At 64.3% G+C, this 20910-nt stretch carries 21 protein-coding genes; 13 read left to right on the plus strand and 8 right to left on the minus strand.

Annotated features, from left to right (window positions below; translation table 11 throughout):
- Positions 1-23: 23 nt before the first annotated feature.
- Positions 24-944 carry a haloalkane dehalogenase gene (locus tag EN869_RS21795; RefSeq protein ID WP_127227767.1) on the minus strand — a complete coding sequence of 307 codons (921 nt, stop codon included), beginning with the start codon at positions 942-944 and terminating at the stop codon, positions 24-26.
- On the minus strand, positions 944-1537 hold the full coding sequence (locus EN869_RS21800) for a TetR/AcrR family transcriptional regulator (RefSeq protein WP_127227768.1): 594 nt from the start codon (positions 1535-1537) through the stop codon (positions 944-946). Before EN869_RS21800 ends, EN869_RS21795 begins: the two co-directional genes overlap by 1 nt.
- A 112-nt stretch (positions 1538-1649) precedes the next feature.
- On the opposite strand from EN869_RS21800, the gene EN869_RS21805 reads away from it, so the two are divergent.
- Positions 1650-2717, plus strand: a complete 1068-nt coding sequence (locus EN869_RS21805; RefSeq protein WP_245489460.1) for an FAD-binding oxidoreductase — start codon at positions 1650-1652, stop codon at positions 2715-2717.
- Here the strand turns inward: EN869_RS21805 and EN869_RS21810 are convergent.
- From EN869_RS21810 to EN869_RS21820, 3 genes are all read right to left on the minus strand, one after another.
- Positions 2711-4084, minus strand: coding sequence for an amidase family protein (locus EN869_RS21810; RefSeq protein ID WP_127227770.1), 1374 nt, complete (start codon positions 4082-4084; stop codon positions 2711-2713). The two genes, EN869_RS21805 and EN869_RS21810, sit on opposite strands and share 7 nt — an antisense overlap.
- A gap of 109 nt (positions 4085-4193) precedes the next feature.
- Entirely contained in the window at positions 4194-4994 is an 801-nt protein-coding gene (locus tag EN869_RS21815; protein ID WP_127227771.1) for a class II glutamine amidotransferase, read from the minus strand.
- Positions 4995-5010: 16 nt separating this feature from the next.
- Positions 5011-5265: a DUF6356 family protein gene (locus EN869_RS21820; RefSeq protein ID WP_127227772.1), complete on the minus strand. Its 255-nt coding sequence runs from the start codon at positions 5263-5265 to the stop codon at positions 5011-5013.
- A 115-nt stretch (positions 5266-5380) separates the two neighbouring features.
- Between EN869_RS21820 and EN869_RS21825 the strand changes: the two genes are divergently transcribed.
- The 6 genes from EN869_RS21825 (at position 5381) to EN869_RS21850 (ending at position 8987) form a co-directional block, all read left to right on the plus strand.
- Positions 5381-5851, plus strand: coding sequence for an Lrp/AsnC family transcriptional regulator (locus EN869_RS21825; protein ID WP_127227773.1), 471 nt, complete (start codon positions 5381-5383; stop codon positions 5849-5851).
- Between the two features lie 77 nt (positions 5852-5928).
- Positions 5929-6414: a dUTP diphosphatase gene (gene dut, locus EN869_RS21830; RefSeq protein ID WP_127227774.1), complete on the plus strand. Its 486-nt coding sequence runs from the start codon at positions 5929-5931 to the stop codon at positions 6412-6414.
- Entirely contained in the window at positions 6414-6962 is a 549-nt protein-coding gene (locus tag EN869_RS21835) for an HAD family phosphatase (protein ID WP_127227775.1), read from the plus strand. The genes dut and EN869_RS21835 overlap by 1 nt, the downstream gene beginning before the upstream one ends.
- On the plus strand, positions 6934-7179 hold the full coding sequence (locus EN869_RS35525; RefSeq protein ID WP_167507064.1) for an HAD-IA family hydrolase: 246 nt from the start codon (positions 6934-6936) through the stop codon (positions 7177-7179). The genes EN869_RS21835 and EN869_RS35525 overlap by 29 nt, the downstream gene beginning before the upstream one ends.
- 63 nt (positions 7180-7242) lie before the next feature.
- Entirely contained in the window at positions 7243-8097 is an 855-nt protein-coding gene (locus EN869_RS21845) for a hypothetical protein (protein ID WP_127227777.1), read from the plus strand.
- 80 nt (positions 8098-8177) lie between these two features.
- Positions 8178-8987: an oxaloacetate decarboxylase gene (locus EN869_RS21850; protein WP_127227778.1), complete on the plus strand. Its 810-nt coding sequence runs from the start codon at positions 8178-8180 to the stop codon at positions 8985-8987.
- Here EN869_RS21850 and EN869_RS21855 read toward each other — a convergent pair.
- Both EN869_RS21855 and EN869_RS21860 read right to left on the minus strand, forming a co-directional pair.
- Positions 8984-9679 (minus strand): sulfate transporter family protein, encoded by a 696-nt coding sequence (locus EN869_RS21855; protein ID WP_127227779.1) that lies wholly within the window; start codon positions 9677-9679, stop codon positions 8984-8986. The genes EN869_RS21850 and EN869_RS21855 overlap by 4 nt on opposite strands.
- A gap of 96 nt (positions 9680-9775) precedes the next feature.
- Positions 9776-10687 carry an EamA family transporter gene (locus EN869_RS21860; RefSeq protein ID WP_127227780.1) on the minus strand — a complete coding sequence of 304 codons (912 nt, stop codon included), beginning with the start codon at positions 10685-10687 and terminating at the stop codon, positions 9776-9778.
- Between the two features lie 280 nt (positions 10688-10967).
- On the opposite strand from EN869_RS21860, the gene EN869_RS21865 reads away from it, so the two are divergent.
- The 3 genes from EN869_RS21865 (at position 10968) to EN869_RS21875 (ending at position 14455) form a co-directional block, all read left to right on the plus strand.
- Positions 10968-11960 carry an adenosine kinase gene (locus tag EN869_RS21865; protein ID WP_127227781.1) on the plus strand — a complete coding sequence of 331 codons (993 nt, stop codon included), beginning with the start codon at positions 10968-10970 and terminating at the stop codon, positions 11958-11960.
- Between the two features lie 247 nt (positions 11961-12207).
- Entirely contained in the window at positions 12208-12915 is a 708-nt protein-coding gene (locus tag EN869_RS21870; RefSeq protein WP_127227782.1) for an antitoxin Xre/MbcA/ParS toxin-binding domain-containing protein, read from the plus strand.
- 379 nt (positions 12916-13294) lie between these two features.
- Positions 13295-14455 carry a porin gene (locus EN869_RS21875; RefSeq protein WP_127227783.1) on the plus strand — a complete coding sequence of 387 codons (1161 nt, stop codon included), beginning with the start codon at positions 13295-13297 and terminating at the stop codon, positions 14453-14455.
- A gap of 83 nt (positions 14456-14538) precedes the next feature.
- On the opposite strand, the gene EN869_RS21880 is transcribed toward EN869_RS21875, so the two are convergent.
- A complete protein-coding gene (locus EN869_RS21880; protein ID WP_127227784.1) occupies positions 14539-16818 on the minus strand; it encodes an NADP-dependent malic enzyme in 2280 nt (759 codons plus the stop codon).
- A 251-nt stretch (positions 16819-17069) separates the two neighbouring features.
- On the opposite strand from EN869_RS21880, the gene mutS reads away from it, so the two are divergent.
- The 3 genes from mutS to EN869_RS21895 all read left to right on the plus strand — a co-directional run bounded on the left by mutS (position 17070) and on the right by EN869_RS21895 (position 20907).
- Positions 17070-19793: a DNA mismatch repair protein MutS gene (gene mutS / locus EN869_RS21885; RefSeq protein ID WP_245489459.1), complete on the plus strand. Its 2724-nt coding sequence runs from the start codon at positions 17070-17072 to the stop codon at positions 19791-19793.
- Between the two features lie 75 nt (positions 19794-19868).
- The gene (locus EN869_RS21890) at positions 19869-20333 is read left to right on the plus strand and encodes a nuclear transport factor 2 family protein (RefSeq protein WP_127227786.1); all 465 of its coding nucleotides are present in this window, start codon (positions 19869-19871) and stop codon (positions 20331-20333) included.
- Between the two features lie 4 nt (positions 20334-20337).
- On the plus strand, positions 20338-20907 hold the full coding sequence (locus EN869_RS21895; protein WP_127227787.1) for a TetR/AcrR family transcriptional regulator: 570 nt from the start codon (positions 20338-20340) through the stop codon (positions 20905-20907).
- Positions 20908-20910 lie beyond the last annotated feature (3 nt).

The following is a 20910-nucleotide window of genomic DNA, read 5'->3' on the forward strand; positions in this document are numbered from 1 at the left end:
AATGCCCTGCCCGCCACTTCGGCTCAAGCCAGTTCGGCCGTGCCTTCCGCCCGGGCGATCTGAGGCAGCCAGCCGGCGATCGCCTTGCCGATCGCATCGGGGTGGTCTTCCTGCAGATAGTGGGCGCCCGGTCCCAAATCGATGAAGCGGCAGTTCTTCAGTCCCGCGGCGAATTCCTTTGCCGCCTGCGCTGAAATCAGCGCGCCCGGATCGCCAGCGAACAGCAGCTTCGGATAGGAGGAGAGCCGCAGCGCGCGGTGATCGTGCTCGCTGATCGCGGCGACATCGGCCGGCTGGTTCTCGATCGGCAGTTCGCGCGGCAGGCGCAGCGCCGGCTTGCGCGACTGCGGCGTCGGGAACGGCGCACGGTAAGCGTCCATCTCCTCCTCGCTCATCTTGCGCAAGATGGAAGCAGGCAGGATCTTCTCGACGAAGACGTTCTCCTCCAGCACCAGCTTTTCGCCCGCGCCCGGCGTGCGCAGCGCCTTGAATAATTCGCGCGCCTGCGGACGCTGGTGAAAATCCTCCCAGCGCTCGAAAGGCCGGATGAACTCCATAAAGGCAAGGCCAAGGACGCGCCGGGGCCGCCGCGCCGCGAAATGGAACGCCAACGCCGTGCCCCAGTCCTGGGCGACGATCACCAGCTCGTTGATGTCGAGCGCCTCGATGAAGGCATCGAGATAGCGGACCTGATCGAAGAAGCGGTAGTCGATGTCGGGCTTGCCCGACTGCCCGTACCCGATCAAGTCGGGCGCAATGCAGCGACCGAACGGCGCGACATGGGGAATGATGTTGCGCCAGATATAGGACGAGGTCGGGTTGCCGTGCAGGAACAGCACAGTCGGGCCGGACGTGCCGGCCTCCAGGTAGGACATGCTGGAGTCCAGCACATCCACTTGCAACCGCCGCAGAGCGGCCTCTTGTCCGCCGGTCTTCGAACTCATCACGCTGTCTCCTTCCCAAATACAGTGCTGAAGATGATCTTCTTGAACCGCTCGAGCGGCTCAGGACTGCGCTCGACCTTCATGCGCAGCATGGCGCCCTGCCAGGACGAAAGCAGGAAATCCGCAAGGTCGTCGGCATCGAAGGCTTTTGTGATCTCGCCCGCCGCCTGGCCTTCGGCGATGCAGGCCGCGAAGGGCTTGCGCCAGCGCTCGAAAATGCCGACCAGCCTGAGCCGCAGCGGTTCGCTGTGGACGGCCGTTTCCAGGCTGAGATTGCCGATCATGCAGCCGCGCGCCCAATCATGCGCCTCGAGCTTCGAGGTGATGACGTCGAGATAGCGGCGAAGCCTGCCGATGGGCGGCGTGCCGTCACGCGCCAGTGCGCTTTCCACCAGGCCGCTGACATAGGCGAAGTAGCGTTCCAGCACCTCGCCGGCGAAGTCTTCCTTGGAGGCAAAATGGTTGGTGAACGAGCCCGGCCGTGCTCCGGCCGCCGCAACGATGTCGCGGACGCCGGCTGCGGTATAGCCGGAATTCCAGATCGTCTGGAAGCCGGCATCGAGGAGATTTTCGCGGAGTGATTGTCTAGCCATGTCGGTATAATACGGACGTACGTATTGATGTCAAGCGCGTAAGTTTGCGTTGGCAAAAGCTCCCGCAAATGGCAGGTGGGGAACCTCACCGCGAACAGGGATGGAGAGCAGCGTGGCGAAAGACATTATCGTCATCGGCGCCGGCATCATCGGAGCTTCGATCGCCTGGCATCTGACGAAAGCCGGCGCGCGGGTGACGGTGGTCTCCGAGAGCGGCGCCGGCGGCGTGGCGACGCCCAATTCCTTCGCCTGGATCAATGCCAGCTGGGGTAATCCCGAGACCTATTTCCGGCTGCGCACCCGCGCCATGGCCGAATGGAAGCGTTTGGCGGGCGAGTTGCCTGGACTGCCGCTAGCCTGGTGCGGCGGACTGTGCTTCGACCTGCCGCCGGACAGGCTCGAAGCCTTTGCGGCCGAACACTCGTCATGGGGCTACGGCATCGAGCGCGTCGACCGTGAGCGGGCAGGACAGATCGAGCCCAACCTCGTCGGCCCTCCTGATTTCGCCGTCTACGTCGCGGAGGAAGGCGTCGCCGAGCCGGCAGCAACCGCCAAGACGCTGCTGGCGGATGCCGAACGGCTCGGCGCGCAAGTGATGGTCGGAAACGCGGAAAGGCTGGCGCTTGCCGGCGGGAAGGTCACAGGCGCGGTCGTTTCGGGCGAAACCATCAGCGCCGATGAAATTGTCGTCGCGGCGGGCACGGGCGCACCGGCCATTGCCGCGACGGCCGGCGTCAAACTATCGCTCGAAACGCCGCCGGGCCTCATCGTGCACTCCCGCCCCTACAGGAAACTGCTCAACGGTTTGGTGCACGCCGAGAAACTGCATATGCGCCAGACGGCCGAGGGCCGCATCATCGCCGGCTCGGATTTCGCAGGCGGCGATCCGGGCGAAAACGCGCAAGCCACCGCGCGGGAGTTGTTTGCGGTGACGAAGGCTGCCCTACGAGGCGCTGACGACCTGGAGCTCGACTTCCACACGATCGGCTACCGCCCAACGCCAGCCGACGGTTTCCCGATCATCAGCCGCGCCGAGGGCGTCGGAGGCCTCTACATCGCCGTCATGCATTCGGGCATCACGCTGGCGCCAGCCGTCGGTTTGTTTGCCGCCCGCGAAATCCTCGAGGGCGAGCGGGATGGCTTGCTCAAGCCTTACGGGCTGGAGCGTTTCGCTCAATAACCCGGCGGCCGGTGAAAACCGCCGGCGAGCGAAGCTATCGCGGCCGCAATGCTGAGCAGCCTCGCTTCCGACCAATGCCGGCCGACAAGCTGCAGGCCGATCGGCAAACCGGCGCTGTCCTGCCCGCAAGGGAATGCCAGTGCCGGATGGCCGGAGTAGTTAAAGACCGCGCCGTAGGCCGGCAGCATCCAATAGCTTTCGTCCTTGCCGTCGACCTCAAGCGGGCTGCCGGGCTTGCAATGCGGGAAGGCCGTCGTCATGGCGACGGGACAGAGCAAGGCATCGCAGCTTTCGAAGAAGTGCTCCCAGGCGAGGATCGAGCGATCGCGGCGGGCGAGCGCCGCGAACCAGCGCGACACCGGCGTCTGCCGCTCCGGCGCTTCCGGCCGCGCGGCCTCGAGCATCATGCCGATCAGCTTGCCACCCTCGGCGAGGTCGTCATGCAGATCGAGCTTCGGCAATCTTGCCTCCTCGACGCGCGCGCCGGCCGAAGCGAGTTGCGCCGCCAGCTTCTCCAGCGCGGCGCTGATCTCGGCGGCCACCGGGAAGCCGGAAAACCCGCCGGTAAAGGCTATGCGCAACGATTTCAGCTCAAGCTTCGGCATCGTCTCCACGGGTACCGGCGGCAAATCCGTGTCCGCTCCGTCCGGCCCGGCGATGATGCGATAAATAAGGGACAGATCCTCGGCGCTGCGCGCCAGCGGGCCGACACAGGACATCAGCCGGACGCTGCGCGGCGCGACGCCCGGATTGGGGAAAGCGCCGGCCAGCGAGACGCGACGCTCCGTCGGCTTCAGGCCATAGACGCCGCAAAAAGCCGCCGGTAGGCGAATTGAATCCTGCATGTCGGTGCCGACCTCGAACGGCGTCATGCCCGACGCGACGGCGGCCGCCGCGCCGCCGCTGGAGCCTCCCGCGGTGCGCAACAGATCCCACGGATTGCCGGTGCGCCCGAACAGCGGGTTGTCCGATTGCCAGTCGCCAAGCATGGTGGCGACATTGGTTTTGCCAAGCAGCACGGCGCCTGCCGCCTTGAGCCGCGCCACAATAGGGCTGTCGCGCTTCGGCACGTAGTCGGCAAAAGGCATGAAGCCGGCTGTCGTCCTTATGCCCGCCGTATCATGCGCGTCCTTCAGGGTGAAAGGCACGCCGTGCAGCGGTCCAAGAACGTCGCCGCGAGCCAGCGCCGCATCGGCTTGCCGGGCGTGTTTACGTGCCCCCTCTCGGTCGAGGATGACGACGGCATTCAGCGCCTCGTTGTGCCGGTCGATCCGCGCCAGATGCGCATCGAGCGCCTCGACAGCCGAGATTTTGCGCGCCGCGATCGCGGCAGCGATTTCCGTGATCGAAGAGAAGGCGAGGTCCATGACGAGTGCTCCGGCTGCCGCCGCCAGCTTACGAAGATGGAGGATCGCGCGACGGCTTCAAGCCGAGTTGATCACTGGAAGGCCGGTGAAGCTGGATCGAAATTGCGGTTCAGCCCGCCAGCGCCAGCGGGGCGGCCGCCGGCGCAAAGGGCCGGATGCTGGTGCCGCCCCTCGTCATGATGACGAAGCTCGACGGCGGGATCGCCTGCCATTCGCCGCCGTCGCGGTCGAAGGGTTCGGAGACGATGCAATGGCCGGCGCGCCTGGCGAAGGCGCCGGCATAGAGCGTCGGCGCATGGTCGTCGGTGGCGTAGCGCACGGCGTAGAGCGTTTCGCCATCGGAAAAGGCCGCGGTCAGTTTCAATGCCGGCTCGATGCCGGCGCGGCGCGCCGCCTCGACAACCCGGCCGGTCGCGCGCGCTACCGCGCCTTGCGGGTCCGTCGCCAGCCCCTGGTCGATCATCAGCAGGAAAAAGAGCTCGGAATCGGTGGTGCCTTCGCGCTGGTCGAAGACGTCGTCGCAGAGCGTGTTCTCCAGCGCGCGGCGGATCTTTTCGAAGCCGCCGATCTGGCCGTTATGCATGAACGACCAGCGCCCGGAGACGAAGGGGTGGCAGTTCATGCGGCTGGTGGCGCCGCCGGTCGAGGCGCGCACATGAGCGAGGAACAGGCCGGATTTGATCTGCCGGCACAGGCTTTTCAGATTGGGGTCCGACCAGGCCGGCAGGATGTCGCGATAGAGGCCGGGCTCGGGCCGGTCGCCATACCAGGCGAGACCAAAACCGTCGCCATTGGTCGGCGACTTGGCTTCCTGGGCGCAGTGGCTCTGGGCAATCAGCGAATGGCAGGGCGCGGTGATGATGTCTTCGAGGAAGACCGCTTCACCGAGATAGGCCGCCCACCGGCACATCGCTTTCCACCATCTATCAGGCGCGGTCCATCAGAGCCGCCGGCTCCTTGACCGCATGTGAGCCTCGGTTGTGCGTGCGCTCATAGAGCTCACGAACGATTCGGCTCGCCGTAGTTTCGAACAGAAACGGCAAGAAAGCGTGAACGAGCGCGGCGCCCGCCGCCGTCGACAGGCGCGAGCAGAACCAGGCGGCGAAAGCCATGTGGCCGAAATAGGTCTCGCCGACCTTCTCCGGATGCGAAGTGAACAATGCCGTAAGCCGTGTCGTCATGGTGATCCCTCCTGCCGGGATGAGCCCCGATGGTGAGTATCTTGCCACACGGCTTAGGTTCATCGGTCCCAAATTGTCCTTGCTTTTGGCTGCTCGGTGGAACATTTATCCCAATATGTCGGCTGATATGGATGAGATTGATCGAAGATTGCTGGCAGAGCTGCAGCGCGACGGCACGCTTTCGGTCGACCAGCTTTCGGAGCGGGTGGCGCTGTCGCGCAATGCCTGCTGGCGGCGCGTCAAGCGGATGGAAGAGGATGGCGTCATCACCGGCCGCGTCGCGCTGGTCGATGCCGACAAGCTCGGCCTCGGCCTCTCCGTCTTCATCCTGATCCGCACCTCCAACCATGATCCGGACTGGCTGCAGAAGTTCCGCGCGGCGGTGACCGGCTTTGCCGAGATCACCGGCGTCTACCGCATGTCGGGCGACCTCGACTATGTGCTGAGAGCCCGCGTCGCCGACGTGAAGGCCTATGATCGTCTCTACCAGCGGCTGATCGCCAAGGTGGCGCTGTCGGATGTCTCGGCCTCCTTCGTCATGGAGGAGATCAAGGAGACAACCGTGGTGCCTGTGGAACTGCGCTGAGGTCTCCGAAAGAAAGGCGTTGATAGGCCTACGTCAGAGTTGACCGAATCGGGATTCGCGCCGATAGGAATGCGCTCATGCGCACGGTTGTCCATTCTTCCTCCGTCATCGGCCCCACCGTCGGTTTCGTCAGGCTTCCGCATGGCGAGGGCCTGCCCCTGCCGGCCTATGAAAGCGCGGGCGCGGCCGGCATGGATCTGCGTGCCGCGGTGCCGGAAGATCGGCCGCTACTGATCCTGCCCGGCAAACGCATGCTGGTGCCGACCGGGCTGGTCCTGGAAATCCCGGAAGGCATGGAAGGCCAGGTGCGGCCACGCTCGGGCCTTGCCTTCAAGCATGGCCTCACCGTCCTCAACTCGCCCGGCACCGTCGACAGCGACTATCGCGGCGAGGTGAAGGTGCTGCTCATCAATCTCGGCGACGAGGATTTCGCGGTGACGCGCGGCATGCGCATCGCCCAGATCGTCTTTGCCGCCGTGACCCAGGTTACGGTCGAGGAGCGCGCGCTGGCCGGCGGCACGACGCGCGGCGCAGGCGGTTTTGGGTCCACCGGCACCGCCTAATGCAAGTTCCAAAACTGGTCATCTTCGACTGCGACGGGGTTTTGGTCGACACGGAAAACCTTGCCAATCGGCGCCTCGCCGAATGGCTGAGCGCCGCCGGCTTTGCGACGAACTTCGAATATTGCCGCAAGCACTTTTCCGGCCGCAGCATGGCCTCGGTGCAGAAAGAGATCGAGGAGACGACCGAGGTCAGGCTCGGCGCCGACTTCGTCGAGCGCTGGAATGCCGGCCTGCCCGATCTCTTTTCGCAGGGCGTCGAGGCGATCCCCTATGTGCGCGAGTTCGTCGATGCCGTCCGCGCCGCCGGCATCGCCTATTGCGTCGCTTCCTCGGCGCGGGTGTCGAAGATGCACATCACGCTCGGCCAGACCGGCCTGTTGCCAATGTTCGAGCATGCGATGTTTTCCTCGACCATGGTCGGGCGCGGCAAGCCGTTCCCTGACCTGTTCCTGGATGCACATCACGCTCGGCCAGACCGGCCTGTTGCCACTGTTCGAGCATGCGATGTTTTCCTCGACCATGGTCGGGCGCGGCAAGCCGTTCCCTGACCTGTTCCTGTATGCGGCCAAGACCATGGGCTTCGCGCCCGCCGATTGCATCGTCATCGAAGACAGCGTCGCCGGCACGCAGGCCGGCATTGCTGCCGGCATGCGTGTGTTCTCCTACTACGCCGATCTGCTGACCGACCGCGATGGCCTGGCCGCCGCCGGCGGCATCTTGTTCGACGACATGCGCGATCTGGCCAAGCTGGTGCCGATTCGCTGATCATACCCGGCTGCGCACCGCAAAACGCGGTGCTAGCGTGAGCGCATCCGAGGGGTGCGGTCCGTGATTTCCATACTATGCCGTTTCATGCTCGCCTGCCTGCTGCTGCCGTGCCTGTGGGCGGCCGCGCTGGCCCAGGACGTCAGCTTTCCGGAACTGAGCAGCGCTGTCGGAGGTCGTCAGGACGTCACCTATCTCGATCTTGCCAAGATGGTCGTCCCCGACCTAAAGGCCGGCGCCAACGGCTTCTACGTCGGCAGCGCGCCGATCGACGTGCGCGACATCCTCGGCGGCGAAGAGGGCGGCTCGCCGCCCGAGACCGTCAACCTGCCTAACGCGGCGGCGCTCGCCGTCAAGGCCGGCGGCAAGGACCGGTTGGCGATGCTTTTCGACCTCGGCCAGTCGCAGGACAGCGCCGAAGGTTTCGCGGTGCTGGCGCTCTACGACCTGGCGGGCAAGCCAAAGCTGCTCGATGCTGTGAATGTCGCAGTCGACAGGCTCACCTCTTTTCGCGAACCTGCCAAAGTTTCGATCGCCGCCGGCGACGATGCCATCGTCACCACGAGCACGCATTTCAATTCGAACCAGGGTTATGCCGGCACCATGGTGATCATGGTCCGCAACGACCGCTTCTCACTGATCGACGCGATCTATACGTTCGACGAAAATTACTGCGCCTACCGGCGCACACAAAACCTGGCCTTCCAAAGGCTTGGTGGCCAGAAGCCCTATGCGCGCCTAAAGGCCACGGTGACAGACGCGACGGTGCCGAGCGGCGAAAGCTGCGACGAGGTATCGCCAAAGGCCAGCTCTCAGGACATTTCCGTCACCTATCGTTGGGACAAGGCCAAGTCGCGATACGTTCGGAATTCCGACGCGTTCGAGAAACTGTCAGCAGAAAACGCCAAACGCTTCTGAGCCAGCCGCATTCGTTTGCCCGCTTCGAGCGGCCGCGATAAATTCCTCTCAACAACCCCGCTCGTGATTGAGGACCCGCCATGGACAAGGGCAAGATTTTTCGCGACCTGCATGCCTCCACCTTCGTCATGCCCAACCCCTGGGATGTCGGCACGACCAAGCTTCTGGCCTCGTTCGGCTTCAAGGCGCTGGCGACGACCAGCGCCGGTTTCGCTTTCTCGCGCGGCCTGCCGGACGGCGGCGTGACCTTCGACGCGATGATCCACCATTGCCGCGACGTGACGGCCGCTACCGACCTGCCGGTGTCGGCCGATCTCGAACGCGGCAAGGGCGACAGCGCCGAACAGGCGGCCGAGACCATCTTCGCGGCCGAGGCCGCCGGTCTCGCCGGCTGCTCGATCGAGGACCATACCGGCGATGCCGTCAATCCGATCTATGATTTCTTCCATGCCGTCGAACGCGTCGCCGCCGCCGTCGAGGCGGCCCGGGCGCTCAAGCGCGATTTCGTCTTCACCGCGCGGGCCGAGAATTTCCTGTGGGGCAGGACTGATCTCGACGACACGATCAAGCGGCTGCAGGCCTTCGAGAAAGCCGGCGCGGACGTGCTTTATGCACCGGGCATCAGCGACGTCGAAATGGTGCGCACGATCTGCTCGTCGGTGAGCCGTCCGGTCAATGTGATGGCCCGGCCAGGCTTCACCATTGCCGACCTTGCCATGGCCGGCGTGAAGCGCATCTCGCTCGGACCGTGGCTGACCAATTTCGCCTATGGGATGCTGGAAACGGCGGCACGCGAAATACAGCAGGACGGCACATTCGGCTTCACCAGCGCGGCGATGCCGTTTGGCAAGTTGCAGGCGTTGTTTCGCGGCGCTGCTGAGCAGGACTAGATCGGCTTTCGCGCCGAAACAGCCTTGTGCAGATGAACCATCATGGCGGCCGCGAAAAGCGGCGTCAGAAGGTTGAGCAGCGGCACGGCGAGGAACACCGCGATGACCAATCCGGCCAGGAACACCGTGCCGGCATGTTTGCGGCGCAGCGCCTTGGCCTCGGCCTCGGGGCGAAACCGCATGGCGGCGAATTCGAAGAATTCCCGGCCAAGCAGGTAGCCGTTGACGACGAAGAAGGCGGCAATGTTGATGCCAGGCACCAGAAGCAAAAGCAGCGCCACGATGTTGCCGAGGACGACTACGCCGAAGAATTTGATCGCCAGCACAAGCGAATGCAGCGCCGGCACCGGCCTGCCGGGCGGATCATTGGGATAGTCCGTACGCTCGACCACTTCGGCGACATCATCGAGGAACAGACCGGCGACGATCGCCGTCACCGGCGCGATGAGCAAAGCCATCCCCACCGCTAGAACGATGCCGGCGATGATGGCGCTGAGCCATCCAGCCCAGGATGGCAGGCCCGGCAGCAGCGTTTGCAGCCATGGCCAGGCCAGCCATTCGAGCAGGCTTTCCAGGCCAACCCACAGCGCCAGCAGAGCAAGCAGCGTCAGCCCCAGCGTCTTCAGGAAGACGGCGCGGAATTCGGGCGAGAACAGCCTGCTGGCGGCGGCACGGGCAGCGTCCAGGATCACGACGGATAGAGACCCCTCATCGAGAAGCGACGCCCCCGAGATAGGCGGCGACGAAGAGCGGCGCAACTCAATGGCTAGATCGTAGCGCCTGACGGTTCACACTTTTCCTGGAATTGTCCCGGCACGCCGGGCGGGGATGGTCATCGCAGCAACGCCGCCGACGACGAAGCCCATGCCGACCCAGGCCGCCGGCCCCAGGCTTTCGCCAAGGAAGACGGCGCCGATGCCGACGCCGATCGGCACGCGCAGATAGGCCTGCGAGGTGGTGCCGACTGAACCCAGCGTGTGGATCAGGCGGAAATAGATGACGAAGGCCAGCGCCGTCGAAAAGACCGACAGTCCGAGCAGGGCCAGGACCGATGCGGCCGACGGCGCGAGCGTCCAAGGCCGGTCGACGATCAGGCTGAGCGGCACAAGCATCACAGCGCCGCAAAGCATCGAGCCCGCGGCTGGGATCATCGGGTCAAGGCCCTTGAAGCCGCGGCCGAAGATCGCTGCACCTGCATAGGAGATTGTGGCAATGAGGATGGCAAGCTGCGCCCACAGCTGATGGCCAAGTCCGCCAAGCGCCTCGGTGCCGATGATGAGGCAGATGCCGACAATGCCGGCGCCGACGCCGACCAGCTTGCGCGCGGTGACCGGCTCGTGGCGCGTGATCAGCGCCGTCAGCAGGAAGGTGAAGATCGGCGACGTCGAGTTGAGAATGGTGGCAAGACCGGCATCGACCCAGCGTTCGGCAGCGGCGATCAGCGTGAACGGCACGACGCTGTTGAGAAAGGCCTGGAACGCGAAACGGCGCCAGCTTGCCGCACCGGCGGGCATGGCAAGGCCGCGCCAGCGGATGATGCTGACGAGGATAGCCCCGGCGATCAAGGTCCGGGCGGCGATGAAGGTCACAGGCGGGATCGTCTCGACGCCGATCTTGATGAAGGTGTAGGAGGCGCCCCACAGTACCGCCAGCACGCCGAGCAGCGCGAGGTCGGTGGACATTCCGGTCTTTTCGGACATTTTATCGCCGCGCCTTCAGCCCGTTTGCCTGGACGATCCGCTTCTAGCGCTGGGCGAGGCGCAAATGTTTCGATCGCGATGAAACGATAGTCGTCCACCTTGCAGTTGAGATGAGCCAGTTGGATACGAACACTGCCGCAGCCGGCGAACAATCGGCGCCGCGGGTCGGCATCCTGGAAGGCAGTGGCGATTTTCGGGGTAGGCAAAACAGCGCCAACTCGCTAGACCCGCGCGCGGCCGGCATGCCAGATAGCCGGGTGGTTCCTTGGCGGAGATTTTGATGCCGGAATATGACGTGCTTTGCATCGGCAATGCCATTGTCGACATCATCGCGCAATGCGACGAGGCTTTCCTCGAGTCCAACGGCATCATCAAGGGCGCGATGAACCTCATCGACGCCAAGCGCGCCGAACTGCTTTACAGCCGCATGGGACCTGCGATCGAGGCTTCCGGCGGCAGCGCCGGCAACACCGCCGCGGGCGTTGCCAGCCTCGGCGGCCGGGCCGCTTTCTTCGGCAAGGTGTCGAATGACGCGCTGGGCCAAATCTACACGCACGACATCAAGGCCCAGGGCGTGGCCTTCGATACCGGGCCGCTTGAGGGCGAACCGCCGACGGCGCGCTCGATGATCTTCGTCACGCCCGACGGCGAGCGTTCGATGAACACCTATCTCGGCGCATGCGTCGAGCTTGGCCCGGAGGATGTCGAGGCCGACAAGGCGGCCGGCGCCAAGGTGACCTATTTCGAGGGTTATCTGTGGGATCCGCCGCGCGCCAAGGAAGCGATCCGCCAGACGGCCAAGCTGGCGCATGCGGCGGGCCGCGAAGTGTCGATGACACTGTCGGATTCCTTTTGCGTCGACCGCTATCGCGACGAGTTCCTCGAGCTGATGCGTTCGGGCACGGTCGACATCGTCTTTGCCAACAGCCACGAGATCAAATCGCTCTACCAGACCGCTTCCTTCGAGGAAGCGCTCGCCGCCATCCGCAAGGATTGCAGAATAGCCGCCGTCACCCGTTCCGAGAAAGGCTCGGTCATCGTGCGCGGCGACGAGACCGTGATCATCGAGGCGACGAAGATCAAGGAGCTGGTCGACACGACCGGCGCCGGCGATCTCTATGCCGCCGGCTTCCTTTTCGGCTACACGACCGGACGCAGTCTCAAGGATTGCGGCGACCTCGGCTCGCTGGCCGCCGGGCTGGTGATCCAGCAGATCGGCCCGCGCCCGCGCCAGAGCTTGCGCCGCGAAGCCGAGCAGGCGGGGCTGCTGTAGTCCCCTGCGTCACCTTGCGAGAGCATCAAACAGCGCGGCCTGTCGCGCACCTGTCATAGAGCGCACCTACACGCAAACAGAGGCGTCCCGCGACTGACATTTCGGGGCGACCGAAGCAGTTGGGGTGTTAAATGCAAGACAGCAACCTGTCCGGTCGCTGCGTCTGTTGTCGTCGCGATTGGCGCTTTCCGCTGTAGCCGCTCAACAACGAGCCGCGGCAGGGAGGGGCGTGGCGCAAGAAAGATGCATGACCAGATTTCAGAACTCGTCCGAAGGGATTTCGCAAGCTGCCCTGGCCGGCCTGGTGGCCGAGGCGGTACAGCGGGCATTGGCGCAGCATGGCGTGCTGCTGGATGCGGATGCGCTCGCATCAGCCAGCGCGATCGCCGGCAGCATTACCGCCGCCCTTCCCTTCCTTCCGCAAACGCAGCGGCTTGCGATCGGCTCCTTCAAGGGTGACCTGACCGCGCTTGCCTCCGAGTTCTTTCGCGCAATGGCGGACAAGATCGCGCGCGGCGGCCCAGGGGCTGACGCTGCCCCCGAGAGCCCGGTACAGACAGCCGGAGCAGGACAGCCCGCCACCCAGTCCATTGCCGAGCGGGCCTCGGAACTGCAGGCGATGCTGATCGAGGACTGGGCGGGCGAGGTTGCCGGCTCGACCTGTCTGGAAGAGAAGCTTCGCATCCCGCGTTCGACGCTGCATCGCTGGCAAAGGCGCGGCGAAGTCATTGGGCTTCGCAAGGGCGGCCGCAAGCATGTCTTCCCGCTGGCCCAGTTCGTCGACGGCAGGCCGGTTCCGGGCATCAGCGAGGTGCTGTCGGCGATTACCAATCCGAGGCTGGCCTGGTTCTGGTTGACCCGCCCCTCGCCCGAGTTGGACGGCCGGGTCCCCATCGAGATGTTGCGGGACGACATGGTCGAGGATGTGCTGCGCGCCGTCCGCGCCCTGTCCTGACCCTAGTTTTGGGAGTCGCTTTTTTCCACATCTGTTCCCGCCTTAGAAGTTTAATCGGCAAACTATCCGTCATAAAACTGTAATAAATGGCACATTTGGCACATCACGTAGGCTTTTCGACCGCTGCGATTGTACTTATTGTTCAGAATGTCCCATTTTTGCAAATATGTGACGTGATATTTGGGCAACAAGACTTTCAGAAGAGTCAAAAGGCCGCCTTTCCGACACAATCTCTGTTGTGCGCGCCCGCCGATTAGGCCATGTCCAAAGCGAAGAAGCAGCGCCGGTGCGCGTACTTTTTCAACGATGGGGACGGGGGTGGCAAAAGCCGAACGGCATGTCAGGCCTGTCTTGAACCTTTGACTGGAGATTCAAGAAAATGAACATCAAGAGCCTTCTACTCGGCTCCGCTGCGGCCCTGATCGCAGTTTCGGGAGCCCGCGCCGCCGACGCGGTGACCGTCGCCGAGCCGGAACCGGCCGAATACGTCAAGATCTGCGACGTCTATGGCGCCGGCTACTTCTACATCCCCGGCACCGAGACCTGCCTGCGCATCGGCGGCTATGTCCGTTACGACATCGGCCTCGGTGACGTCGGCTCGTTCGACGGCGCAAAGGCGATCGATCATCAGGACGGCGGCGACAACAAAACGTGGAAGAAAAATGCCCGCTTCACCTTCAAGACCTGGACCGGCCAGGAAACCGAGCTCGGCACGTTGAAGACCTACACCGAAATGCGCTTCAACTTCGGCAATGGCGCTGGCGTGAATGGTGCTGGTGACGCCGTCGACAATCCGGCCGTCAGCAAGAATGTCTCGGTGAAATTCGCCTGGATCCAGCTCGGTGGCCTTCGCGTCGGTAAGGACGAATCGGCCTTTGACACGTTCGTCGGCTACGCCGGCGCCGTCATCCAGGATACGATCGTTCCCTACGGCGATTTCGACACCAACGTCGTCCAGTACTACTTCGATGCCGGCAGCGGCTTTTCGGCCGTGGTCTCGCTCGAAGAAGGCGAAGGCTCTGTCGGCACGATCGACAGCTACGTCCCGCATGTCGTCGGCGGCGTGAAGTACAAGCAGGACTGGGGTGCGATCACGGGCGTCGTCGCCTATGACAGCAACTACGAGCAAGTGACCGGCAAGGTCCGCTTGGACGTCACCGTCAACGACCAGATCTCGCTGTTCGGCATGTTCGGCTACGGCAACGACGGCAAGCTCAACGACGACGCGACCAATGTCATCGACGCTCACGGCCGCGGCTTCTACAAGCAATGGGGCGGCAACTGGGCATGGTGGGCCGGCGGCACCTACAAGTTCGACAAGAAGACCTCGTTCAACCTCCAGGTGTCGGGTGACGACGACAAGAATTACGGTGTGGCTGCGAACGTTGCCTACACCATGGTTCCGGGCTTCACGGTCACGGCCGAAGTGGACTACGACCACTACGGCAACTTCGGCAGCCCAACCATCTATGGCAACTTTACGAAGGCCGACAAGAAGAACAGCGTCGGCGGCATCCTCCGCTTCCAGCGCTCGTTCTGATCGAATCCCTGCCCCTAGCGAAGGCCCGCGGCATAGCCGCGGGCCTTTTTAATTCCTGCCAGCGTTGACGGGCCATCGATCCGTCAATTCCCCGCGGTATAGGCCGCGATTGCCGCCATATTGACGATGTCGCTGTCCTTTGCGTTGAGTGACACGATCTGCACCGGCTTGTTCAAGCCGACCAGCAGCGGCCCGATGACGGTCGAGCCGCCGAGCTCCTGCAGCATCTTGGTCGAGATCGAGGCCGAATGGAACGCCGGCATAATCAGCACATTGGCCGGGCCGGTCAGCCGGATGAACGGATATTGCGCCATGGCGCGCGGGTTCAGCGCCACGTCGGCCGCCATCTCGCCGTCATATTCGAAATCGACGCGGCGCTTGTCGAGGATGCGTACCGCCTCCTGCACGCGCTCGGAACGCTCGCCCTGCGGATGGCCGAAGGTGGAATAGGCAAGCATGGCAATCCTCGGCTCATAACCCATGCGGCGGGCAAAACCGGCCGCCTCCTCGGCGATGTCAGCGATCTGCTCGGCGTTCGGCATGTCATGCACGGCGGTGTCGGCGACAAGCACCGTCCTGCCGCGCGCGAGCACGATCGACACGCCGATGACGCGGTGTCCGGGCTTGGCGTCGATGATGCGGCGCACGTCGTCGAGCGCCGTCGAATAGTTGCGGGTGACGCCGGTGACGATGCCGTCGGCGTCGCCCAGCGCCACCATGCAGGCGGCGAAATGGTTGCGGTCGTTGTTGATCAGGCGCTGGCAGTCGCGGAAAAGGAAACCCTTCCGCTGCATGCGCTCGTAGAGATAGTCGGTGTAGATGCCGTTGCGGCGCGAGAGGCGTGCGTTGATGATCTCGATGCCCTGCTTGTTGAGATCGATGCCGGCATTCCTGGCATTGTCCTTGATGACATCGTCACGACCGAGCAGGATCGCGGTGCCGAGCTTCTGGTTCACATAGGAGACGGCGGCGCGCATCACCTGCTCCTCCTCGCCCTCGGCGAAGACGATGCGTTTGGGCTGGCGCCGCACGCGGTCGTAGATGCGCTGCAAGGTCGAGGCGATCGGGTCGCGGCGGGCGGACAGTTCCTGCGCATAGCGGTCGAGGTCGAGGATCGGCTTGCGCGCGACGCCGGATTCCATCGCGGCCTTGGCCACGGCGAGCGGGATCGCCGAGATCAGGCGCGGATCGAACGGCACCGGAATGATGTAGTTGGGACCGAATTTCGGCCGGTTGCCTTGATAGGCGGCGGCGACGTCGTCCGGCACGTCCTGGCGCGCCAGTTCGGCCAGCGCGCGGGCCGCCGCGATCTTCATCTCGTCATTGATGGTGGTGGCGCGCACATCCAGCGCGCCGCGGAAGATGTAGGGGAAGCCCAGCACATTGTTGACCTGGTTCGGATAGTCCGAGCGGCCGGTCGCCATGATGGCGTCGGTGCGGATTTCGCCGACTTCCTCGGGCGTGATCTCGGGGTCGGGATTGGCCATGGCGAAGATGATCGGGTTCTTGGCCATCGACTGCACCATGGCAGGCGTCAGCGTGCCTTTGGCGGAAAGGCCGAGGAAGACGTCGGCGCCGTCCAGCGCCTCGGCCAGGCTGCGCGCCTCGGTCTTGACCGCATGCGCCGACTTCCACTGGTTCATGCCTTCGGTGCGGCCCTGGTAGACAACACCCTTGGTGTCGCACAGGATGACGTTTTCCGGCGCAAAGCCCATCGCCTTCATCAATTCGATGCAGGCGATGCCGGCCGCACCTGCGCCGTTGCAGACCATCTTCGTGGTCTTCATGTCGCGGCCGGTGATCTCCAGCGCGTTTATCAGACCGGCGGCGGAGATGATTGCCGTGCCGTGCTGGTCGTCGTGGAAGACCGGGATGTCCATCAATTCGCGCAGGCGCTGCTCGATGATGAAGCATTCCGGCGCCTTGATGTCCTCGAGATTGATGCCGCCGAAGGACGGCCCGAGGAAACGCACGCAGTTGATGAACTCGTCGGCATCTTCCGTCGCCACCTCAAGGTCAATGGAATCGACATCGGCAAAGCGCTTAAAGAGCACCGACTTGCCTTCCATCACCGGCTTTGAGGCCAGCGCGCCGAGATTACCGAGGCCGAGGATGGCGGTGCCGTTCGAGATGACGGCAACCATGTTGCCGCGCGTCGTATAGTCGAAGGCGCGGCTCGGATCCTCGGCGATGGCGCGCACGGGAACCGCGACGCCCGGCGAATAGGCGAGGCTCAGATCGCGCTGCGTCGCCATCGGCTTGGTGGCGACGATCTCGAGCTTGCCGGGCCGCCCCATGGCGTGGAATTCCAACGCCTCCTCGGGACTGACTGAGGGGCCGCTGCTTTCGGTTTTCCTGGCCATGATGCTTTGATTTCCTCGCCTTGCACGGCACCGCTTGAATGGATGCTTTCTTTTGGAATTTCAGGACTAAGGCTACAGGCGGCAGCTGTAAACCGGCAAGCCCGGCAAAGCTCATTCAATGCGGGTCCGGCGGCCCTGCTTGGCGCCGCGACGGCATCTGGCAGCAGCACTGCCGGCTTTCCCCTGCTTTTCGAGCGGCCGGCATTAAACCCGGCTGGCCGATCTGCTAGCGTCCCGGCATGAATATGCACATGCCGACCGATACCGACGTCCAGGAGGCGACGACGCCTGCGCCCGCCACGGGCGTCACGCCGATGATGGAGCAATTCATCGAGATCAAGGCGGCGAATCCGGATTCGCTCCTGTTCTATCGCATGGGCGATTTCTACGAGCTGTTCTTCGACGACGCGGAGAAGGCCAGCCAGGCGCTCGGCATCGTCTTGACCAAGCGCGGCAAGCACCAGGGCCACGACATCCCGATGTGCGGCGTGCCGGTGCATGCGGCGGACGACTATCTGCAGAAGCTGATCGCGCAGGGTTTTCGTGTTGCCGTGTGCGAGCAGATCGAGGATCCCGCCGAAGCCAAGAAACGCGGCTCCAAATCCGTGGTGCGGCGCGACGTGGTGCGGCTGGTCACGCCCGGCACCATCACCGAGGACAAGCTGCTCGCGCCCTCGGAATCGAGTTTCCTGATGGCGCTTGGCCGCGTGAAAGGCGGCGGCGCGGCCAGTCAAGCGAACTTCGCTCTGGCCTGGATCGACATTTCGACCGGCGCATTCCGCGTCGCCGAGACAAGTGCCGAGCGGCTGCTTGCCGACATCTTCCGTGTCGACCCGCGCGAGCTGATCGTCGCCGAGCCGGTTTTCCACGATCCGGAGCTCAGGCCCGTATTCGATGTGCTCGGCCGCGTCGCCAACCCGCAGCCGCCTTCGCTGTTCGATTCGGCTTCGGCCACAAGCCGCATCGCGCGCTTCTTCGAGGTGGCCACACCGGACAGTTTCGGCACCTTTTCGCGCGCCGAGCTGTCGGCGATCTCCGGCGCCATCGCCTATGTCGAGAAGACGCAGAAAGCAGAACGCCCGCCTTTGTCACGCCCCGAGCGCGAGGAGCAGGGCTCGACGCTGTTCATCGATCCAGCGACGCGCGCCAATCTGGAATTGCTGCGCACGCTGTCGGGCAGCCGCGACGGCTCGCTGTTCAAGGCGATCGACCGCACGGTGACGGGCGGCGGCGCGCGATTGCTGGCAGATCGGCTGATGGCGCCGCTGACCGATCCGGCGGCGATCGCGGCAAGGCTGGATTCGGTCTCGTTCTTCCGTTCCGAGACGCGGCTCTGCCAGGGGTTGCGGACGAGCCTCAAAAGCGTCGCCGATATGCCAAGGGCGCTGTCCAGGCTGGCACTCAACCGCGGCGGGCCGCGCGATCTGGGGGCGCTGCGTGCCGGCTTCGAGGCGGCGGGCGCGATCGCCGAACTGTTCGCGGCGGCCACCCTGCCTGCCGAACTCGCTGCAGCATTGGCGGCTATCAATGCCTTGCCCGAGGCGCTTGCCAGCCATCTCAGCGAAGCGCTCGACAACGAGCTGCCGCTGATCAGGCGCGACGGTGGCTTCGTGCGCCCCGGCTATCACGCCGAGCTCGACGAGATGCGGGCGCTGCGCGACGAGTCGCGAAAGGTGATCGCCGGGCTGGAGCGCTCCCTGATCGAGGAGACCGGCATCCGCTCGTTGAAGATCCGGCACAACAATGTGCTCGGCTATTATATCGAGGTGACGGCCAACCATCACTCGATCATGACCGGCAGCGACGCCGCCAAGGCGCGCTTCATCCATCGCCAGACCATGGCCAATGCCATGCGCTTCACGACGACGGAACTGGCGGAGCTGGAATCGAAGATCGCCAACGCCGCCGACAAGGCGCTCGGCATCGAGCTCGCCGCTTTCGATCGGCTGACGGCGGAAGTGGTGGGTGCGGCGGACAGCATCCGCGCCGGGGCCGAGGCGCTTGCCCTGCTCGACGTCTCGGCGGCATTGGCGCTGCTTTCCGAAAGCGAAAGCTGGTGCCGACCCCTGGTGGACTCCAGTCTTGCCTTCGAAATAGCCGGCGGGCGTCACCCGGTGGTGGAACAGGCGCTGCGGCGCTCGGGCGAAGGCCCGTTCGTCGCCAATGATTGCGACCTGTCGCCGGAGGGAGGCGCAAAGGCCGGCGCCATATGGCTGCTCACCGGCCCGAACATGGGCGGTAAGTCGACCTTCCTCAGGCAGAACGCTCTGATCGCCATCCTTGCCCAGACCGGTTCCTTCGTGCCGGCCCAAAGCGCCCATATCGGCGTCGTCGACCGGCTGTTCTCGCGCGTCGGCGCCTCCGACGATCTGGCGCGCGGACGTTCGACCTTCATGGTCGAGATGGTCGAGACGGCGGCGATCCTCAACCAGGCGGGCGAGCGGGCGCTGGTGATCCTTGATGAGATCGGCCGCGGCACCGCGACTTTCGACGGATTGTCGATCGCTTGGGCGGCGGTGGAATATCTGCATGAGAAGAACCGCTGCCGGGCAATCTTCGCCACGCATTTCCACGAGATGACGGCGCTTGCCGGCAAGCTGCCCCGGCTCTCCAACGTCACCATGCGGGTCAAGGAATGGGAAGGCGACGTCGTCTTCCTGCACGAGGTCGGCAAGGGTGCCGCCGACCGCTCCTACGGCGTTCAGGTGGCGCGGCTGGCCGGCCTTCCGGAAGCGGTGGTCGCGCGCGCCAAGGAAGTTCTGCATCAGTTGGAAGAAGGCGAGGTTTCCGGCAAAACCAACCGGCTGGTCGATGACCTGCCGCTGTTTTCGGTGGCCGTGAAGCGGGAAACGCCGAAGCCGGTGAAGAGCGACGCGTTGGGCGAGGCGCTCGGCGCGATCAATCCGGACGAGATGACGCCGAGGGAGGCGCTGGAAGCGCTCTACCGGCTGAAGGGGCTAGCGACAAAGCAATAGAACCAGACATGTCCTTGACTCATTGTACCGTTCGGTACAATGTCGGTTCCACAATCGAAACCGACAGGAGATCTCATGAGCCGTCCGCCATTGCCGCCCTTCACGGCCGAAACTGCGGCGCAAAAGGCGCGCCTTGCGGAGGATGCCTGGAACAGCCGCGACCCTGAACGGGTTTCGCTCGCCTATACCGAGGACAGCATCTGGCGGAACCGGGCCGAATTCGTCTCCGGCCGCAGCGAGATCGTCGGTTTCCTCAAGCGCAAATGGGCACGCGAGCTGGACTACCGCCTGATCAAGGAGGTCTGGACCTGGAACGGCAACCGCATCGCCGTGCGCTTCGCCTATGAATGGCGCGACGACAGCGGCCACTGGTTCCGCTCCTATGGCAACGAGAACTGGGAGTTCGACGAAGGCGGGCTGATGCGGCGCCGGGTCGCCAGCATCAACGACCTGCCTATCGCCGAGAGCGAGCGGAAATATCATTGGCCGCTCGGCCGCCGGCCGGACGATCATCCCGGCCTTTCCGAACTCGGACTCTAAGCCGGTGCGGCGCATCGCTCCGGATCGCGACCAGTTGCTTGGCATCGTTGCGGAGGTTTTCCGCGAGCATGGCTATGAGGGCGCCAGCCTGGCCCTGATCGGCGGAGCGACGGGGCTGGGCAAAGGCAGCCTCTACCACTTCTTTCCCGGCGGCAAGGAAGAGATGGCGAGAACCGTCATTGTCCATATCGACGGCTGGTTCGAGGACAATGTCTTTGCGCCACTACGCGACAGTACCGATCCGTCGGCCGGGATCGAGCAAATGCTCGAGGCGACGGACAGCTATTTCCGCTCGGGACGGCGCGTTTGCCTTATCGGCGCCTTCGCGCTGGATGAATCGCGCGATCTCTTCGCCGGCCAGATTAGGGACTATTTCGGCCGCTGGGTCACGCATCTCACCGATGCGCTGGCGCGATCCGGGCACAAGCCGGGCGAGGCCGGCGAGCTTGCCGAGGAAGCCGTCGCCGCCATCCAGGGCGCCCTCACGCTCGCCCGCGCCGCCAACGACCTCGAGGTGTTTTCAAGGGCCTTGCGGCGATTGCGGATGCGGCTTGGGCTGCCGGCAAAGATTTAGCCC

The sequence above is a fragment of the Mesorhizobium sp. M2D.F.Ca.ET.226.01.1.1 genome (genome assembly GCF_004022705.2).
In the GTDB taxonomy this organism is placed as follows: domain Bacteria; phylum Pseudomonadota; class Alphaproteobacteria; order Rhizobiales; family Rhizobiaceae; genus Mesorhizobium.